The organism is Spirosoma humi (assembly GCF_054776575.1).
In genome coordinates this window covers 1201031-1217466 of record NZ_BAAHBR010000008.1, presented here as the reverse complement: position 1 = coordinate 1217466, position 16436 = coordinate 1201031, and the positions used below count along the sequence as shown (strand labels likewise).

At 48.1% G+C, this 16436-nt stretch carries 5 protein-coding genes and 1 CRISPR repeat array (1 of these 6 cut by a window edge); all 5 genes read left to right on the top strand.

The features are described from left to right. Nucleotides 1–228: 228 nt before the first annotated feature. The 5 genes from ACYU8Y_RS13835 to ACYU8Y_RS13815 all read left to right on the top strand — a co-directional run bounded on the left by ACYU8Y_RS13835 (nt 229) and on the right by ACYU8Y_RS13815 (nt 9353). Nucleotides 229–1569, top strand: a complete 1341-nt coding sequence (locus tag ACYU8Y_RS13835) for an OmpA family protein (protein WP_460938128.1) — start codon at nt 229–231, stop codon at nt 1567–1569. Then, nucleotides 1569–2570 carry an Rpn family recombination-promoting nuclease/putative transposase gene (locus ACYU8Y_RS13830; protein WP_460938126.1) on the top strand — a complete coding sequence of 334 codons (1002 nt, stop codon included), beginning with the start codon at nt 1569–1571 and terminating at the stop codon, nt 2568–2570. Before ACYU8Y_RS13835 ends, ACYU8Y_RS13830 begins: the two co-directional genes overlap by 1 nt. Before the next feature lie 180 nt (nt 2571–2750). After that, nucleotides 2751–6233 carry an isoleucine--tRNA ligase gene (gene ileS, locus ACYU8Y_RS13825; RefSeq protein ID WP_460938124.1) on the top strand — a complete coding sequence of 1161 codons (3483 nt, stop codon included), beginning with the start codon at nt 2751–2753 and terminating at the stop codon, nt 6231–6233. A gap of 305 nt (nt 6234–6538) precedes the next feature. Further along, a complete protein-coding gene (locus tag ACYU8Y_RS13820; RefSeq protein WP_460938122.1) occupies nt 6539–6937 on the top strand; it encodes a hypothetical protein in 399 nt (132 codons plus the stop codon). A gap of 190 nt (nt 6938–7127) precedes the next feature. After that, complete coding sequence (locus tag ACYU8Y_RS13815; protein WP_460938120.1) at nt 7128–9353, top strand: metallophosphoesterase; 2226 nt, start codon at nt 7128–7130, stop codon at nt 9351–9353. A gap of 319 nt (nt 9354–9672) precedes the next feature. Beyond that, a CRISPR array of direct repeats spans nt 9673–16436; the repeat unit is 30 nt; unit sequence ATTTCAATTCCACTCAGGTACGATTAGAAG; it runs 635 nt beyond the window's last position.

The following is a 16436-nucleotide window of genomic DNA, read 5'->3' as shown; positions in this document are numbered from 1 at the left end:
GAACATTATCATGTTATATAGTAAGATTCAGCCTTGCTTTTTTTACTACCCTTGCCATCTTTCGTTGCCGCATTTCCAACACAAAAGTTTATACAGCCCCTGTAACTATCCTGCTACTTTATTCGTCTCATAACCATATCCGACCGGAAAAGCTATGGCCCCTGAAAACACCCATTTATCAAATAGCTCCTTTCTTTCGAGATCATAACTCTTTACTCACCCAAATTTATGCGGCAACGCTACCTTATCCTCCTGTTTCTGGCCGGGTCAATCTCATCCTGTACGTTTGGCACCTATCCATCAGGCTATCCATCGGGCGGTGGCCAGCAGTACCCATCTGGTCGCCAGAACTATCCTGACGACACCTACCCCAACACGGGAAATCGAACAACCGCTGGCCGACCGGCCGACCCTGGCGTAACGGTGAACAGCATCCGTTTAACGAAGGATTACACGATTCTCGACCTGACGTATACAGACCCAAACAAACCCCGATACGACCAGAACAATCGATTACAATCGACGGGCACCATTGGATTCGACCCCACCGGCTATCTGATAGCAGCCAATGGAGCCAGAACGTTTGCCTTTGTGAAAGTGGAAGGCATTCCGGTTAGAAGAGAGAAAATTGATCCGAATACAGGAAGAAAAATCCTTGTCGGCATGAATACATTTCCCGGAGATAAGATCAATTTCAGTTTATATTTTCAGCGTCTGGATAAGGGCCTCGAAAATTTCGACATGTTCGAGTGTACCAGCGACCAGTATACCTGCTGGAACATCTATAATTTATACGTCAACAATCCGGCCGACGAGGTTGTGTACACGCCTGCGCCCGCTCCTACCATCCCGAAGAAACCAACAAGACTGCCATCCGCCCCCTCAGGCGAATCGGGTGGTGAAATGGAAACGCCAAAGCCCAAGCCAGCACCGGCTCCTGTACCGACGTTGGTAACGGTATCGGGTGTGGTGAGCGACGCAAAAAACAAACGGCCCGTAACGGCTACCATCGACTATCAACTGTCGGCCAGTAAAAAAGCGATCGATTCCGTTCAGAGCTTTGCCTCTACGGGAGCCTACCGCATGAGTCTGGTAAAAGGTCAGGTCTATACCTACGTAGCCTCGGCACGGGGCTATCAGTCGAGCAGTGGCGTTTTAGACCTGAGCAAAGTAGCGGGAGGGCAGAAATTGACGCGCGACATTGTCTTAACGCCCCTGGCCGTCGGGGATAAAGTGACGCTGAAGAACATTTACTTCGAAATGTCGAAGTCCGATCTGTTGTCGGCCTCCTTTGCGGAGCTGGGGAAACTGGTGACCATGATGCAGGACAACCCGAACATGAGCATCCGGCTCGAAGGCCATACCGACATCATTGGGGATCACGACAAAAACCTCCAACTCTCCCGCGACCGCGTCATTGCCTGCCAGCGCTATCTGGTACAGCAGGGAATTGATATCGACCGGATTCAGACCATCGGTTATGGCGACACACGCCCTATCTTAACGAAAGGCACCGACGAAGAACGCAAAGTAAACCGCCGGGTTGAATTCGTGATCCTAACGATTTGATGGCTACCCAACCGGATAACCCACACGACAGATTCTTCAAAGAAACGTTTTCGCAACCGGAGGTTCTGATTGACTTTCTGAACGCTTTTGCGCCGGAAAGCGTCTGCCAGCGCATCAATTTTGCCACATTGACCCGCGAAGTTGATACGTTCACGGATGATCAGTTGGATGAACATTTCGCTGATCTTGTTTTTTCAGTGCAATACGCTGGCCAACCCATCCGCCTGGTGCTGTTGCTTGAACATAAAAGTTATACAGAAGAACATCCGCACTTTCAGATCAACCGCTATCTGCTTAACCTTTGGGACAGCCAACGCAAACAGAAACAACGCCTAACACCCGTTCTGCCCATTGTTGTTTATCATGGCAGCCGACGCTGGAAACACCGTAATGTACCGGACTATTTCGCACCCATAGATAAGACGCTGCTGGCGTATCTACCTACCTTCACCTATCTGTTGATTGACCTTTCGACACTCTCCGACGAACGGCTACCCACATTACAATCGGATTATGCCCGACTAACGGCCATTCTATTACAAAACAGTCGTCGTAAACGAGAGTTGACCCGACTCCTCGACACATTTGCCGACGTTGTCCGTCGACTGGTCGAGACACCTGCCGGACAACGCTTTGTGGGTACAGGTTTTCTCTATCTGTCCTACACGTCGAACTTGACCAAAGTTGAACTATTCGGTATCTTTAGCCGTATTTCTTCACAAACCGAATCTTCTACCATGACAGTAGCCGAAGAATTGATACAGGAAGGCCGCGAGTTAGAACGTCGCCAGGCCATAACAGTAGCCGAGGAATTACTTCAGGAAGGACGCGAGCAAGCCATGATAGCTGCGCAGGAATTAGTACATCAGAACAAGATTAAATTCATTCATGCTATGCTGAAGCTAAACCTTGACGCTGCCACCATTGCGTCGGCGGCTGAATTACCCATAGCTGAAGTAGACGCCATTATAAACGAAATTAATAATTCGAAAGCCAGCTAAGGCTTGTGTTGTTTCGTCATAAAACTGAAGCGAACCACACCGGTTCGCTTTTTTGTTTCTCTTCAACATAGCTTTGGGCTATAGGTTATGAAAAGCCTTTGCCGTCTATTTCCTTATCTTTGCACTTATTTTTTAACCGCATAGGGTTGATTTTCTTTACCGAAACCGAGCCTATGCCGTATGATCCTCTCAGGCGTGAAGTATCAGCAATATGAGTCCCTCGATTACGCGCAGATCGCGGCCGAGGTTTTAACGTACTGGAACCAGAATCAGGTTTTCGAACAGTCCATTGCTCTCCGCGAAGGAAAGCCCGCGTTTACGTTCTATGAAGGGCCGCCTTCAGCCAATGGGGCTCCCGGCATTCACCACGTAATGGCCCGGACGATAAAGGATATTTTCTGCCGCTACAAAACGCTGAAAGGTTTTCAGGTCGACCGGAAAGGCGGCTGGGATACGCACGGCCTGCCAATTGAGCTACAGGTCGAGAAAGAACTGGGTATCAATAAAGATGCCATCGGAAAACCCGAGTCGGAAGGCGGTATCAGCGTCGAAGACTACAACCGGAAGTGCCGCGAAACGGTCATGCGCTTTACCGATCAGTGGAACGACCTGACCCAGAAAATGGGCTACTGGGTAGACCTTGACAATCCGTACGTTACGTATAAAAACGAATACATCGAGTCGGTCTGGTACCTGCTCAAGCAACTATATGATCAGGAAGTGGATGGCAAAAAAATGCTCTACAAGGGCTACACCATCCAGCCTTACTCGCCGAAAGCCGGTACAGGTCTCAGCTCGCACGAGTTGAACATGCCCGGCACCTACAAAGATGTTCGGGACACAACCATTGTGGCGCAGTTTAAGGTCAAGCCCAGCGGAAAATCGGGCTTTCTGTTCTTCGACTCGTCCGATGCCGACGTGTATATTCTGGCCTGGACGACCACGCCCTGGACGCTGCCCGCCAACTCAGCCCTGACCGTGGGGGCGAACATCGACTATGTGCTGGTCAAGACGTTCAACCCCTACACGCATTTGATGGTGCATGTGGTCATGGCTAAAAACCTGGTTGGGCGCTGGCTGAATGAGAAAGGAAAGGTCGATGCCGTTGACAGTCCTGCCTTCGAAGCATATCTGCCAACCGATAAAATAGCTCCCTGGGCAATTGTTTCCGAATTTAAAGGTGAGCATCTGGAAGGCGTTGAGTACGAACAACTAATGCCCTATGTTCAGCCAAACGGACCTGCGTTCAGGGTTATTCTGGGCGATTTTGTTACGACTGAAGACGGTACGGGTATTGTTCATACGTCGCCGACGTTCGGGGCCGACGACTTTCGGGTAGCGCAGGCAGCCGGTATTCCGCCCATCATGGTGACGGATGAGACCGGGAAAGAGGTACCCATTGTGGATAAACACGGCCAGTTTGTCGCTGAAATCACAGACTACGCCGGTCGGTATGTGAAAGAAGAATATTATTCTGACGAAGAACGTGAGGACCCGGATTTCAAGCCGACGGATGTACTCATTGCCATCAAGCTGAAAGAGGAGAACAAGGCGTTTCGGGTCGAGAAATATGAACACCCCTATCCGCACTGCTGGCGGACCGATAAGCCTATCCTGTACTATCCGCTGGATAGCTGGTTTATCCGGACAACGGCAAAGAAGGATCAGCTCGTCGAACTAAACAAAACCATCAACTGGCAACCCGAAAGTACAGGAACCGGGCGCTTTGGTAACTGGCTCGAAAACCTGGTCGACTGGAACCTGAGCCGGAGCCGCTTCTGGGGAACACCCCTGCCCATATGGCGCAGCGAATCCGGCGAAGAGGTTTGTATTGGGTCGGTGGCGGAACTTGTCGAAAAGAGCGAAAAAGCGAATGAGCGAATGAGCGACTGGGTTCGGGAAGGGAAAACCGAATACCAGGCTTACATCGACAAGAACCAAGCGTTCCTGGCCGCTCACGCAGCCGACACGTATGATTTGCACCGTCCTTATTCCGACGAAATTTATTTCATTTCGGAAAGTGGTCAGGTAATGCAGCGCGAACCTGACCTGATCGACGTTTGGTTCGATTCGGGGGCGATGCCATATGCGCAGTGGCACTATCCCTTTGAGAACAAGGACGTGTTTCAAAAAGCATTCCCGGCTGACTTTATCTCGGAAGGTGTCGACCAGACGCGCGGCTGGTTCTTTACGCTCCACGCCATTGCGGTCATGCTGTTTGATTCGGTTGCCTTCAGAAACGTCGTTTCGACAGGGCTGGTGCTGGATAAAAATGGCAACAAAATGTCGAAACGGCTAGGTAATGCTGTCGATCCTTTCGAGACGCTGGGTAAGTATGGTGCCGATGCCACACGCTGGTACATGATCACCAACGCGGAACCCTGGGACAACCTGAAGTTCAACACCGATGGTATTGGTGAGGTGCAACGGAAATTGTTCGGCACCTTATCGAATACCTATAACTTCTTTGCCCTTTACGCGAACCTCGATCAGTTTTCTTTCTCGGGACGCACCGTTCCCGTGGCCGACCGCCCTGAACTCGACCGGTGGATTTTATCCAAGCTCCAGTCGCTGATTCTGGAAGTCGAGCAGCAGTTTGACAATTATAACCCAACCAAAGCAGGGCGGGCCGTTCAGGATTTTGTAAACGATCAGTTATCCAACTGGTACGTTCGGTTATCACGCCGGCGCTTCTGGGCCGGGGCATCGGATGCAGGCGAGTTGACCACCGACAAACGGGCGGCTTACGAAACGCTGCATGAATGCCTGACAACGGTCTCGCAACTGATATCGCCTATCGCTCCTTTCTATGCCGACTGGTTATATCGTAACCTGACCGAAACGGACGCATCGGTGCATTTAACGGATTTCCCGGTAGGTGACCAGACCCTGATCGACACCGAACTGGAACGGTCGATGGAACTGGCCCAGCAGGTATCCTCTCTGGTCCACTCGCTTCGTAAAGGGCATAAACTGAAAGTTCGTCAGCCATTGAGCCGCGTGCTGATACCCGTGCTGAATGCCGATACCCGCCGTCAGATTGAGCACGTTAGCCCAATCATCATGTCGGAAGTAAACGTAAAAGCCGTTGAGTTTGTCGATGATGCCAGTGGCATCCTGAAGAAGAAAGTAAAACCGAACTTCAAAGCCCTTGGCCCGAAATACGGCAAACAGATGAAAGAGGTGGCGGCCACCATCACCGCTATGACAGAGAGCGATCTGAAAGCACTCGAACAGAATGGCGAGCAATCCTTCATCGTTCAGGGGTCACCGCTCGTTATCTCCCTGGCAGACGTCGAAATTCTGACCGAGGATATTCCCGGCTGGCTCGTAGCTAGTGAGAGCGGAATAACCGTTGCCCTCGATGTGACATTAACCAACGAGTTACGCGGAGAAGGCATTGCCCGCGACTTTGTGAATCGCATTCAGAACCTGCGCAAAGACCGCGACTTCTCGGTAACGGACAAAATCCAGATTGTGCTGGAACGAACCGACGATGTACTCGCTCAGGCGATCGAAACGAACAGCGATTACATTCAGCAGGAAGTTCAGGCAGTCTCACTCCAGCTGGTCAACGACTTGAACGGGTCGGCTACCGAATCCAGCGTGGCAGAAATAGACATGGACGAGTTCCAGTTACGCCTTACAGTAAAGCGAGCGTAAGTACGAACGCGTATCCCTATACAAAGCAAAAGTCACCTCTTGGTCGGGGTGACTTTTGCTTTGTATAGACCTGACTCAGATCTAAATAATGTAAGAAAACTATTGATTCAGGAATTCTACGGGATAATATAAAATGTCTACTTATAGCCTTATGTTAACATTTTTCTATTTTTGTTAATAGTATACAGGAATATACAGGACAACGGCACGAATCTTGTAGCTAAGCCACTGAGCATTAGTCCACGCGGCTCTTTACTCAACACCAGCCTAGTTCAACATATCCATTCCCTTAAATCCATACGACTTTGATTGATTGTTTACGCACTACATTACACTCATTCGTCAATAATTATCAGGCCGTCATGTGGCGGCTACGTGAGTGTACGCTTAACGATGAGCAATTAGGTATTGCCGTGGGCATGAGTGGCAATGCCATTCGGAATCGCCGGTCAAAACCGGATTTGTGGAAGCTATCCGATGTCGAGCGTTTAGCTACCTATTTTACCTTACCCGTCACGGCTTGCACTCAGTTGAATAAGGCCCTTAATGAATTACCGGCCAATCTAAAAACACTGCCGCCCGATGAACGTCGACGCTTAGAAAGACGATTACTGTTCAAAATAGCTCAGTTGGAGTCGTACAACCAAACGGATTGGCCTATTCGGTATCTACTTCGTATGTATCAGTCATTGACTAACAATTAAAAACTAAGCTCTTGATAGTGGAATAACTAGTTACAAAATAGGAGGTTTTGGCATACAGATGTAGTTTTACGGTGACGTTAATACCCACCGTATGAAAATTGGTATATTCTTAACTTTAATAGTTTCCTCTTTTCTTTATCATACAACTTCTGCTCAGTCACCAAAGCTTGTTCGAGGTCCTTATTTGCAGGTGGTTACACCAACCTCTGTTATTGTCCGCTGGCGCACCGACCTGCCCACGACAGGTCGGGTCTGGTTTGGTGCTTCGGCCAGCCAATTAACCAAAGACATCCGCGAGTCGCAGCCAACGCTTGAACACAGTCTGACAATCTCAGGACTGCAACCCGCCAGTCAGTATGCCTACGCTATTGGCTACGACGATACCCAACTCACAACCGGCCCTGACTATTATGTTAAAACAGCGGTACCCGCCGGAGACACCCGCCCTCTGCGCTTTTGGATACTCGGTGATTTTGGCAGCGGCAATACTAACCAGCGAAACGTTTATCAGGCTTATCTGAACGCCACCGCCAGCCGCCCGGCCGACCTGTGGCTATGGCTGGGCGACAATGCCTATTCATTTGGCCTGGAAGACGAATACCAGAAATTAGTTTTCCCCATTTATGCTCCCAGTTTACGCAATACACCGCTGTTCATAACACCCGGTAATCACGATTACGCCGACAGCGAAACCAATTTCAACATCGCTTATTACAAGCTGTTTTCGTTTCCCGAAAATGGGGAATCGGGTGGACTTCCGTCAAAGTCAAAATCCTACTACTCTGCCGACTACGGCAATGTCCATTTGATTTCGCTCGACTCGCAGGGAAGGCAGGACGGGCAATATCGGCTGTATGACACAACCTCGACCCAGGTGCAATGGCTAAAGCGCGACCTGGCGGCCAACAAACTGCCGTGGACAATCGTGATTTTTCACCACCCACCCTACAGCAAAGGCGGTCATAACTCCGATACGGAGTTACCCATGAAGCTCATTCGGGAGAACCTGACACCAATACTGGAGCGCTATGGCGTCGATCTGGTTCTGAATGGCCACAGCCATGGTTACGAGCGCACCTACAGACTTAAAGGGCTTCGTGGCTTGGCCAACACCTTTCATGCCGCCAGCCACGTAGTCGAAAGCACATCGGGCCGGTACGATGGCTCACCCAATTCGTGCCCTATTCTGACGAAAGGAGAAGGAACAATTTACATCGTAAACGGGTCTGGTGGGCAACTGGGCGGGCGATCGTCCGACTTTCCACACCCGGCTACTGTCTATAACAACACGACGCTGGGTGGCTCTATGCTTCTGGACGTGCAGGACAACCGGCTGGATGCCCAGTTCGTCATGGCCGATGGCTCGGTACTGGATAAGTTCACGATCATGAAAAACGTGAATAAAACAGCCTCCATCACGGCCGAGTTTGCCGATACCCTACAATTCACAGCTTCGTGGCTGGGAGACTACCGCTGGTCAGATGGGCAGAGCAGCCGGACGATCCGCTACGTGGCCAATCAGGCAGGTACGATTCCGGTCACTGTTACAGATTCCCGCCAATGTCTGACCGACCAGTTTACGATTTCGGTGCCCCAACCGCCTAAATTGACAACTAAATTAGTAGGCTCGGCAGCGGTCTGCGCTGGAGGCACAGTTGCCGTTACGGCAACTCCCGAAAACACGACCAAGGCCGCTGGATGGCAATACGATGTGTTGTTATCCGATGCTTCGGGCAATTTTTTACCCGAGCGCCTTGTTGGCTCAGGAACCTTAACCACGCTGAAAGCTACCATTCCGGGCACATTACCACTCGGAACGGGCTACCGATTGCAGGTACGGCCACGGGGAATCGCTTTCGCTCAACTCATTGCAAGCGAGCCATTTGCCATTAAATCATTACCAACGGCGACGGTAACAGGATCGACAACGGTGTTACAGGGACAGCCCATTTCACTCACGCTGAGTTTTACGGGCGATGGCCCGTGGCGTGGCAGTTTATCAGATGGCACAACCTTTTCAAGCGGTACGAACCCGACAATTCTAACCCTTCAGTCAACAAAATCAATGGTTTATTCTCTGGCCAGCGTCGAGAACAGTTGTGGACAAGGAAGTGTGTCGGGACGGGCTTCGATAACGGTTCTGTTACCGACGGCGGAAGAAGAGTTTGCCGGTGGCCAGCTGAAAATTTTTCCCAATCCAACCCACGAAGTCGTGCACGTGGAATTGACCACGACCCAGAAAAGAGAAGTCAGTCTGGCGATGCAGGACGCCCAGGGCCGTTCGGTATTCCAAAAACAGTTTGGTCAGGTCAACGCCGTTTCAGAAAAAATTGTGTTGCCCAATACCGCTGGAACGTACCTGCTTACTATCCAGGCCGGGCAAAACAAAATAACGCGAAAGATCGTACGGCAATGACCAATGAATCCTATTGCCAAGGCTAAGCCAAGAATGGTTGAGGAATGTCCTTACCCCAGGCGTCAGGTTAATCGTTTGCTTGATTCACTGTAAGCAAGAGTTACCTAAACTACTTCCTGTGTTTTGCATTTATCATAAGTAGCGCCGTGTAACTAGACCTATGGTAAGAGAGAAAATAAAGAAATTAGTACTTTTCTAAACAAACCTTAATTACTGTAAAGTTTAATTTGTCATAATCCTTGCCCAGTGGCTACTATTATCTTTTCCGTGTACGATTAGACGAGTAACAGCCCTATCTTGGCATAATCGCTACAATCTTATTTCAATTCCACTCAGGTACGATTAGAAGGTCGCACTCGTGCCCGCTGTCAGTGTGCCGCTATCATTTCAATTCCACTCAGGTACGATTAGAAGACTGACGCGCAACCGGATTTCGGTGTACTGCTCCCATTTCAATTCCACTCAGGTACGATTAGAAGAAGTCGTTGATTCGGCTGGTGACACGACTTACTTTAATTTCAATTCCACTCAGGTACGATTAGAAGAAGTTGTGGTTCGGTTGGATGCGCTCACGCTGCCGTATTTCAATTCCACTCAGGTACGATTAGAAGAATGATTGGTTATTGATCTGATTCGACCATCTGACTAATTTCAATTCCACTCAGGTACGATTAGAAGTTCTCAGCCGCCAGGGCCAGCTTTTCTTTCTGCTATTTCAATTCCACTCAGGTACGATTAGAAGTACTATCTGGTTTAGCAAGTCCAGAGCGTTCCAGAATTTCAATTCCACTCAGGTACGATTAGAAGTCTGGCAACACCGCATTGAACGCGCGGGTGTGTTCTATTTCAATTCCACTCAGGTACGATTAGAAGGGCAGTACCTAAACGAACCGGAGAAACTGTTCCGCATTTCAATTCCACTCAGGTACGATTAGAAGACCACGTCCCCAACCTGCCAGGCCGTGTTAACGATATTTCAATTCCACTCAGGTACGATTAGAAACCAGCTTTCCCGAACCCGTACCGACGCTTTCTATAAAATTTCAATTCCACTCAGGTACGATTAGAAGATGCGGGTTTGGTTGTCCGTCGGGAGCGGGCCGTGGAATTTCAATTCCACTCAGGTACGATTAGAAGGCCACAGCCGACCCATGCGAAGGCGTATGGTAAACATTTCAATTCCACTCAGGTACGATTAGAAGTTTATCGAGTTCCGCACGCAGTTCGTTGTATTTGGTCATTTCAATTCCACTCAGGTACGATTAGAAGCGGGGAAAGAATATACGGTTGAAGCTGACCATAATATTTCAATTCCACTCAGGTACGATTAGAAGCGAAACCGACATCGACATTGATTGGTCCATTGCCATATTTCAATTCCACTCAGGTACGATTAGAAGTCGAACGTCGGGCCGGAGGTGCCATCTGCTTTTCGCATTTCAATTCCACTCAGGTACGATTAGAAGCATGACGGCCATTTACATCGAGAAAACGGGTAAAAATTTCAATTCCACTCAGGTACGATTAGAAGATTACCTGATCGTGGCTGATAGTGCCGGCACAAACCATTTCAATTCCACTCAGGTACGATTAGAAGTCGGAAACGACACTGTGGCGGCTGACCAAAAGCGATATTTCAATTCCACTCAGGTACGATTAGAAGACAGCCTTCATACTTAATAATACCCATACCGTCAATATTTCAATTCCACTCAGGTACGATTAGAAGTACCCTGTTTGGCAAACGACGCTCTGGACTCAGCCATTTCAATTCCACTCAGGTACGATTAGAAGCTTTGCCGGTCGGAGCAACCGGGGCCAGACTGGAAGATTTCAATTCCACTCAGGTACGATTAGAAGGCAATGGACGGGGGGCGGTGGTGGTCTGTTCTATTTATTTCAATTCCACTCAGGTACGATTAGAAGGCCGATCGGGTGTTGGCGCAAACGTTCGCCACCATTATTTCAATTCCACTCAGGTACGATTAGAAGTGTCGTCGGTTTCGGCGCGACGAGTCAACGGTACCGATTTCAATTCCACTCAGGTACGATTAGAAGGAGGGGGCGGTGACACCCACCAACGCCTATGGCCTATTTCAATTCCACTCAGGTACGATTAGAAGCCGCATGGCGTAGGGCATGGTGATGGTCTGGGACGGATTTCAATTCCACTCAGGTACGATTAGAAGTGCATCCGGATCAACCCATCTTTGCCGTTCATGCCATTTCAATTCCACTCAGGTACGATTAGAAGGCCCGTACTTCTAATTCACCCAAGTTAAATAAGTCGATTTCAATTCCACTCAGGTACGATTAGAAGGCAATTCCTGAAACTTCGCGGTATCCCCTCCCTTATATTTCAATTCCACTCAGGTACGATTAGAAGAATTCGCAGATGAGGGAGTTCAGGGCCTTTAGATACATTTCAATTCCACTCAGGTACGATTAGAAGCCAGCCGGGCTCAGGCAGTCGCTTCGACAGCCTTGGATTTCAATTCCACTCAGGTACGATTAGAAGTGATATTCTCGATATTCAGGGGGCGGAGTTGTCGGGATTTCAATTCCACTCAGGTACGATTAGAAGTCCCACACCCACGCCAAAGCCGTCAATGACAAGATAGATTTCAATTCCACTCAGGTACGATTAGAAGACCGAAAGGTATAAAAAAAGAAACACCCCGGAAATTCATTTCAATTCCACTCAGGTACGATTAGAAGTCAAAATGGAGCCATCAGAGTACGCCAAGCTGTACGAATTTCAATTCCACTCAGGTACGATTAGAAGTTTCGGATGCCTGCACGTAGGCCGTCTGCTGGGCTTATTTCAATTCCACTCAGGTACGATTAGAAGGCTTCCGAAACGTGAAACAGGATATTTTCCAGAATATTTCAATTCCACTCAGGTACGATTAGAAGGTTGGGGAACGTAAGCGTATTGCCGCCACCGGTTACATTTCAATTCCACTCAGGTACGATTAGAAGGAAGAATTGTTTAGTCTGCCCCGCAATCATTGCATAATTTCAATTCCACTCAGGTACGATTAGAAGTCAATGCCGTCTCATCGAGCATTGCCAGCAATTCGAATTTCAATTCCACTCAGGTACGATTAGAAGGGCCTGGTTCCAGGCGGGTAGGTCAGCCACCAGCATTTCAATTCCACTCAGGTACGATTAGAAGCACAGCCGGATCATTGGTCTTCGGTTGCTTGGAAGATTTCAATTCCACTCAGGTACGATTAGAAGGGCAGCCGCGGCTAAAAAAGCCTACGAAGTAGAAAAATTTCAATTCCACTCAGGTACGATTAGAAGGCCCGAAGGGACAGGCCTAGTTGCTGAACTACTGAATATTTCAATTCCACTCAGGTACGATTAGAAGCTTCAGCTGTGGGATCTGGAGCGTGGTAATGACGTTATTTCAATTCCACTCAGGTACGATTAGAAGTGTGGCAAGGTGAACCCCGTACCGATTGCCTACAAAATTTCAATTCCACTCAGGTACGATTAGAAGCGAGGCAGTACTCCAGCAGTTTCCGACAGTTACCAATTTCAATTCCACTCAGGTACGATTAGAAGATTGATGTATTCAAACTAGGTGCAGCTACCATTGGCATTTCAATTCCACTCAGGTACGATTAGAAGTTCAACTGCACCTCATTGGCATCTTTGCAACCTTATTTCAATTCCACTCAGGTACGATTAGAAGGTATCGACACCCGCCAGTTTAATAAGCGTGGTTAACATTTCAATTCCACTCAGGTACGATTAGAAGGCCGCTACGCTGTGCGTGGTCACCGACGATGACGAATTTCAATTCCACTCAGGTACGATTAGAAGGCCTGCTGATCCGCTAACCGGTTAGTGATATACGTATTTCAATTCCACTCAGGTACGATTAGAAGTCCCATAGCTAAACAGTACGAAAACGATGTGCTAAATTTCAATTCCACTCAGGTACGATTAGAAGACTATTCGTCACCCAACCCGTTCAAATATCAGACACATTTCAATTCCACTCAGGTACGATTAGAAGACTTGTGCTGAGTCGACCAATGCCCCGATCAAACTGAATTTCAATTCCACTCAGGTACGATTAGAAGGATTATGCCGAGGGCAACCCACAGCGGTTCGAGAAAATTTCAATTCCACTCAGGTACGATTAGAAGTCCACTAGGCGACGTAGCGGGCGGACAAACGATTAAATTTCAATTCCACTCAGGTACGATTAGAAGTATCGACACCCGCCAGTTTAATAAGCGTGGTTAACATTTCAATTCCACTCAGGTACGATTAGAAGAGCAAAAGAAGGTTGACGGGGCGGATCATATATTCATTTCAATTCCACTCAGGTACGATTAGAAGCCATACGGTCAACAGTTGCTCAGTGGCTCCGGATACATTTCAATTCCACTCAGGTACGATTAGAAGTCGCAACGTGAGGCTGAGGATAATACCCGGTATCTATTTCAATTCCACTCAGGTACGATTAGAAGAACAGTTTATTACCGACCGCCCGACAGCCTTGCCATATTTCAATTCCACTCAGGTACGATTAGAAGGAGCCGCCCGTATCGAGGGTGGTCAGTTCCATATCAATTTCAATTCCACTCAGGTACGATTAGAAGGTTGAATTGGCTGATAGCGTCCTCGGTCGAATCACCCAATTTCAATTCCACTCAGGTACGATTAGAAGCTTCAGAGCCGGAAAGTTGAGCAGTACCCACCCATATTTCAATTCCACTCAGGTACGATTAGAAGTCATGCAACGTTTCCGCACCGACTCCCTATCCTTCACATTTCAATTCCACTCAGGTACGATTAGAAGCGCCGTGGTGGCAAAATCATAATCGGTCAGCTCCTTCTATTTCAATTCCACTCAGGTACGATTAGAAGAAACTTATTGATGAGCTAGATGCTGGCGGAGCCACATTTCAATTCCACTCAGGTACGATTAGAAGTCCTTTTTTCTTACTGTCATGAACTGCGCGTAGACATATTTCAATTCCACTCAGGTACGATTAGAAGTCGGATACCAGCGCATTTACCACTGATCCCGACGGATTTCAATTCCACTCAGGTACGATTAGAAGCATCCGCGGGCGGCATATGTAGCCCGTACTTTAAGATTTCAATTCCACTCAGGTACGATTAGAAGGGTCCAATACCTGCCGGGTGGTGTATGTCTTTTCCATATTTCAATTCTACTCAGGTACGATTAGAAGGGCCGTGGAACTGACATCATGGGTGGTCAATTTGTAGGATTTCAATTCCACTCAGGTACGATTAGAAGGCCATGAGTTTATAGGTCGCATTGAAGTAGGCAGTATTTCAATTCCACTCAGGTACGATTAGAAGAGAAATTCATACCTGTTCAGCGAATCCAACACCGCCATTTCAATTCCACTCAGGTACGATTAGAAGTGGGTTTGTAGTTTGGATCTTCTCGTCCTTCCATAAATTTCAATTCCACTCAGGTACGATTAGAAGAGCTGGACGCAGCGACGTATGCCATTAACCGGCAGGATTTCAATTCCACTCAGGTACGATTAGAAGCTCTAAGCGGCTCGCGTCTTTGATATTCTCTGGCCTCATTTCAATTCCACTCAGGTACGATTAGAAGGCCTTTCAGCTTGGGCAACTCGTTCTGACTCATCGTATTTCAATTCCACTCAGGTACGATTAGAAGTCCAGGCTTCCCGCTCGGCGCAGGGCTTCGGTTTTTAATTTCAATTCCACTCAGGTACGATTAGAAGAGGCAGGGGTTGCTCTTCAGGAATCTGGTCATAGATATTTCAATTCCACTCAGGTACGATTAGAAGCACGATGGGCCGAATAGCAGCACGCTTGCTACCATATTTCAATTCCACTCAGGTACGATTAGAAGATTAATCGCAGGGGGCACCGTCATACCTTTGGCTACATTTCAATTCCACTCAGGTACGATTAGAAGAATGTATGGCTATGCCACCAGGGCTGGCTGAGCGCATTTCAATTCCACTCAGGTACGATTAGAAGGGGAACCCGCACTAAACATTTCACTCCATTTCCCGAATTTCAATTCCACTCAGGTACGATTAGAAGGGGAACCCGCACTAAACATTTCACTCCATTTCCCGAATTTCAATTCCACTCAGGTACGATTAGAAGGTTATCCTGGGCGTCAGCTATGACCAGCACAATATATTTCAATTCCACTCAGGTACGATTAGAAGATTGAAGTAAAGGAAGCTTTTGTTGATAGTTTGCATTTCAATTCCACTCAGGTACGATTAGAAGCCCATTAACGAGCCTAGTTACCCGCACCCGATCTCCATTTCAATTCCACTCAGGTACGATTAGAAGACCAAAGGCGGAATCGGGCTGCCGGTGAGTACTTCATTTCAATTCCACTCAGGTACGATTAGAAGCTGGGCTTACGGAGAACTGTTGCGTAAGTGGCATAAATTTCAATTCCACTCAGGTACGATTAGAAGCCCGACACGATAAACACGCCATCGCGGGCAACGGGATTTCAATTCCACTCAGGTACGATTAGAAGCGGCCGTGCAGGAATACTCATCAACGCCCGTTTCCAATTTCAATTCCACTCAGGTACGATTAGAAGTGATCAGCCATTACTAAGGTTTACCTTTGATGCAAAATTTCAATTCCACTCAGGTACGATTAGAAGAAGCTGACAAGATCCGCGATAAAGCACTTGTTAATAATTTCAATTCCACTCAGGTACGATTAGAAGCGCCACTGCGCACTGAACCGGGCCACACGAATCAAATTTCAATTCCACTCAGGTACGATTAGAAGTAACTGGTTGGGGCTCTTTTCTTTAAACGGGTTAACATTTCAATTCCACTCAGGTACGATTAGAAGGCGGCCTCATTCGATATACGGGACTGGTCAATGTTATTTCAATTCCACTCAGGTACGATTAGAAGTCGAATTTGGTGGGTTACGCAAGCATCCAAGAGCTAATTTCAATTCCACTCAGGTACGATTAGAAGACTCGCGCAACACGCCCATTATTATCATCATGCAGATTTCAATTCCACTCAGGTACGATTAGAAGTAAAGATGGCGTGAGTACCTTTC

Excerpts from the sequence above, each read along its gene's own strand:
- ileS (WP_460938124.1), top strand. The coding sequence starts at position 2,751 with ATGATCCTCTCAGGCGTGAAGTATCAGCAATATGAGTCCCTCGATTAC.
- ACYU8Y_RS13830 (WP_460938126.1), top strand. The coding sequence starts at position 1,569 with ATGGCTACCCAACCGGATAACCCACACGACAGATTCTTCAAAGAAACG.
- ACYU8Y_RS13835 (WP_460938128.1), top strand. The coding sequence starts at position 229 with ATGCGGCAACGCTACCTTATCCTCCTGTTTCTGGCCGGGTCAATCTCA.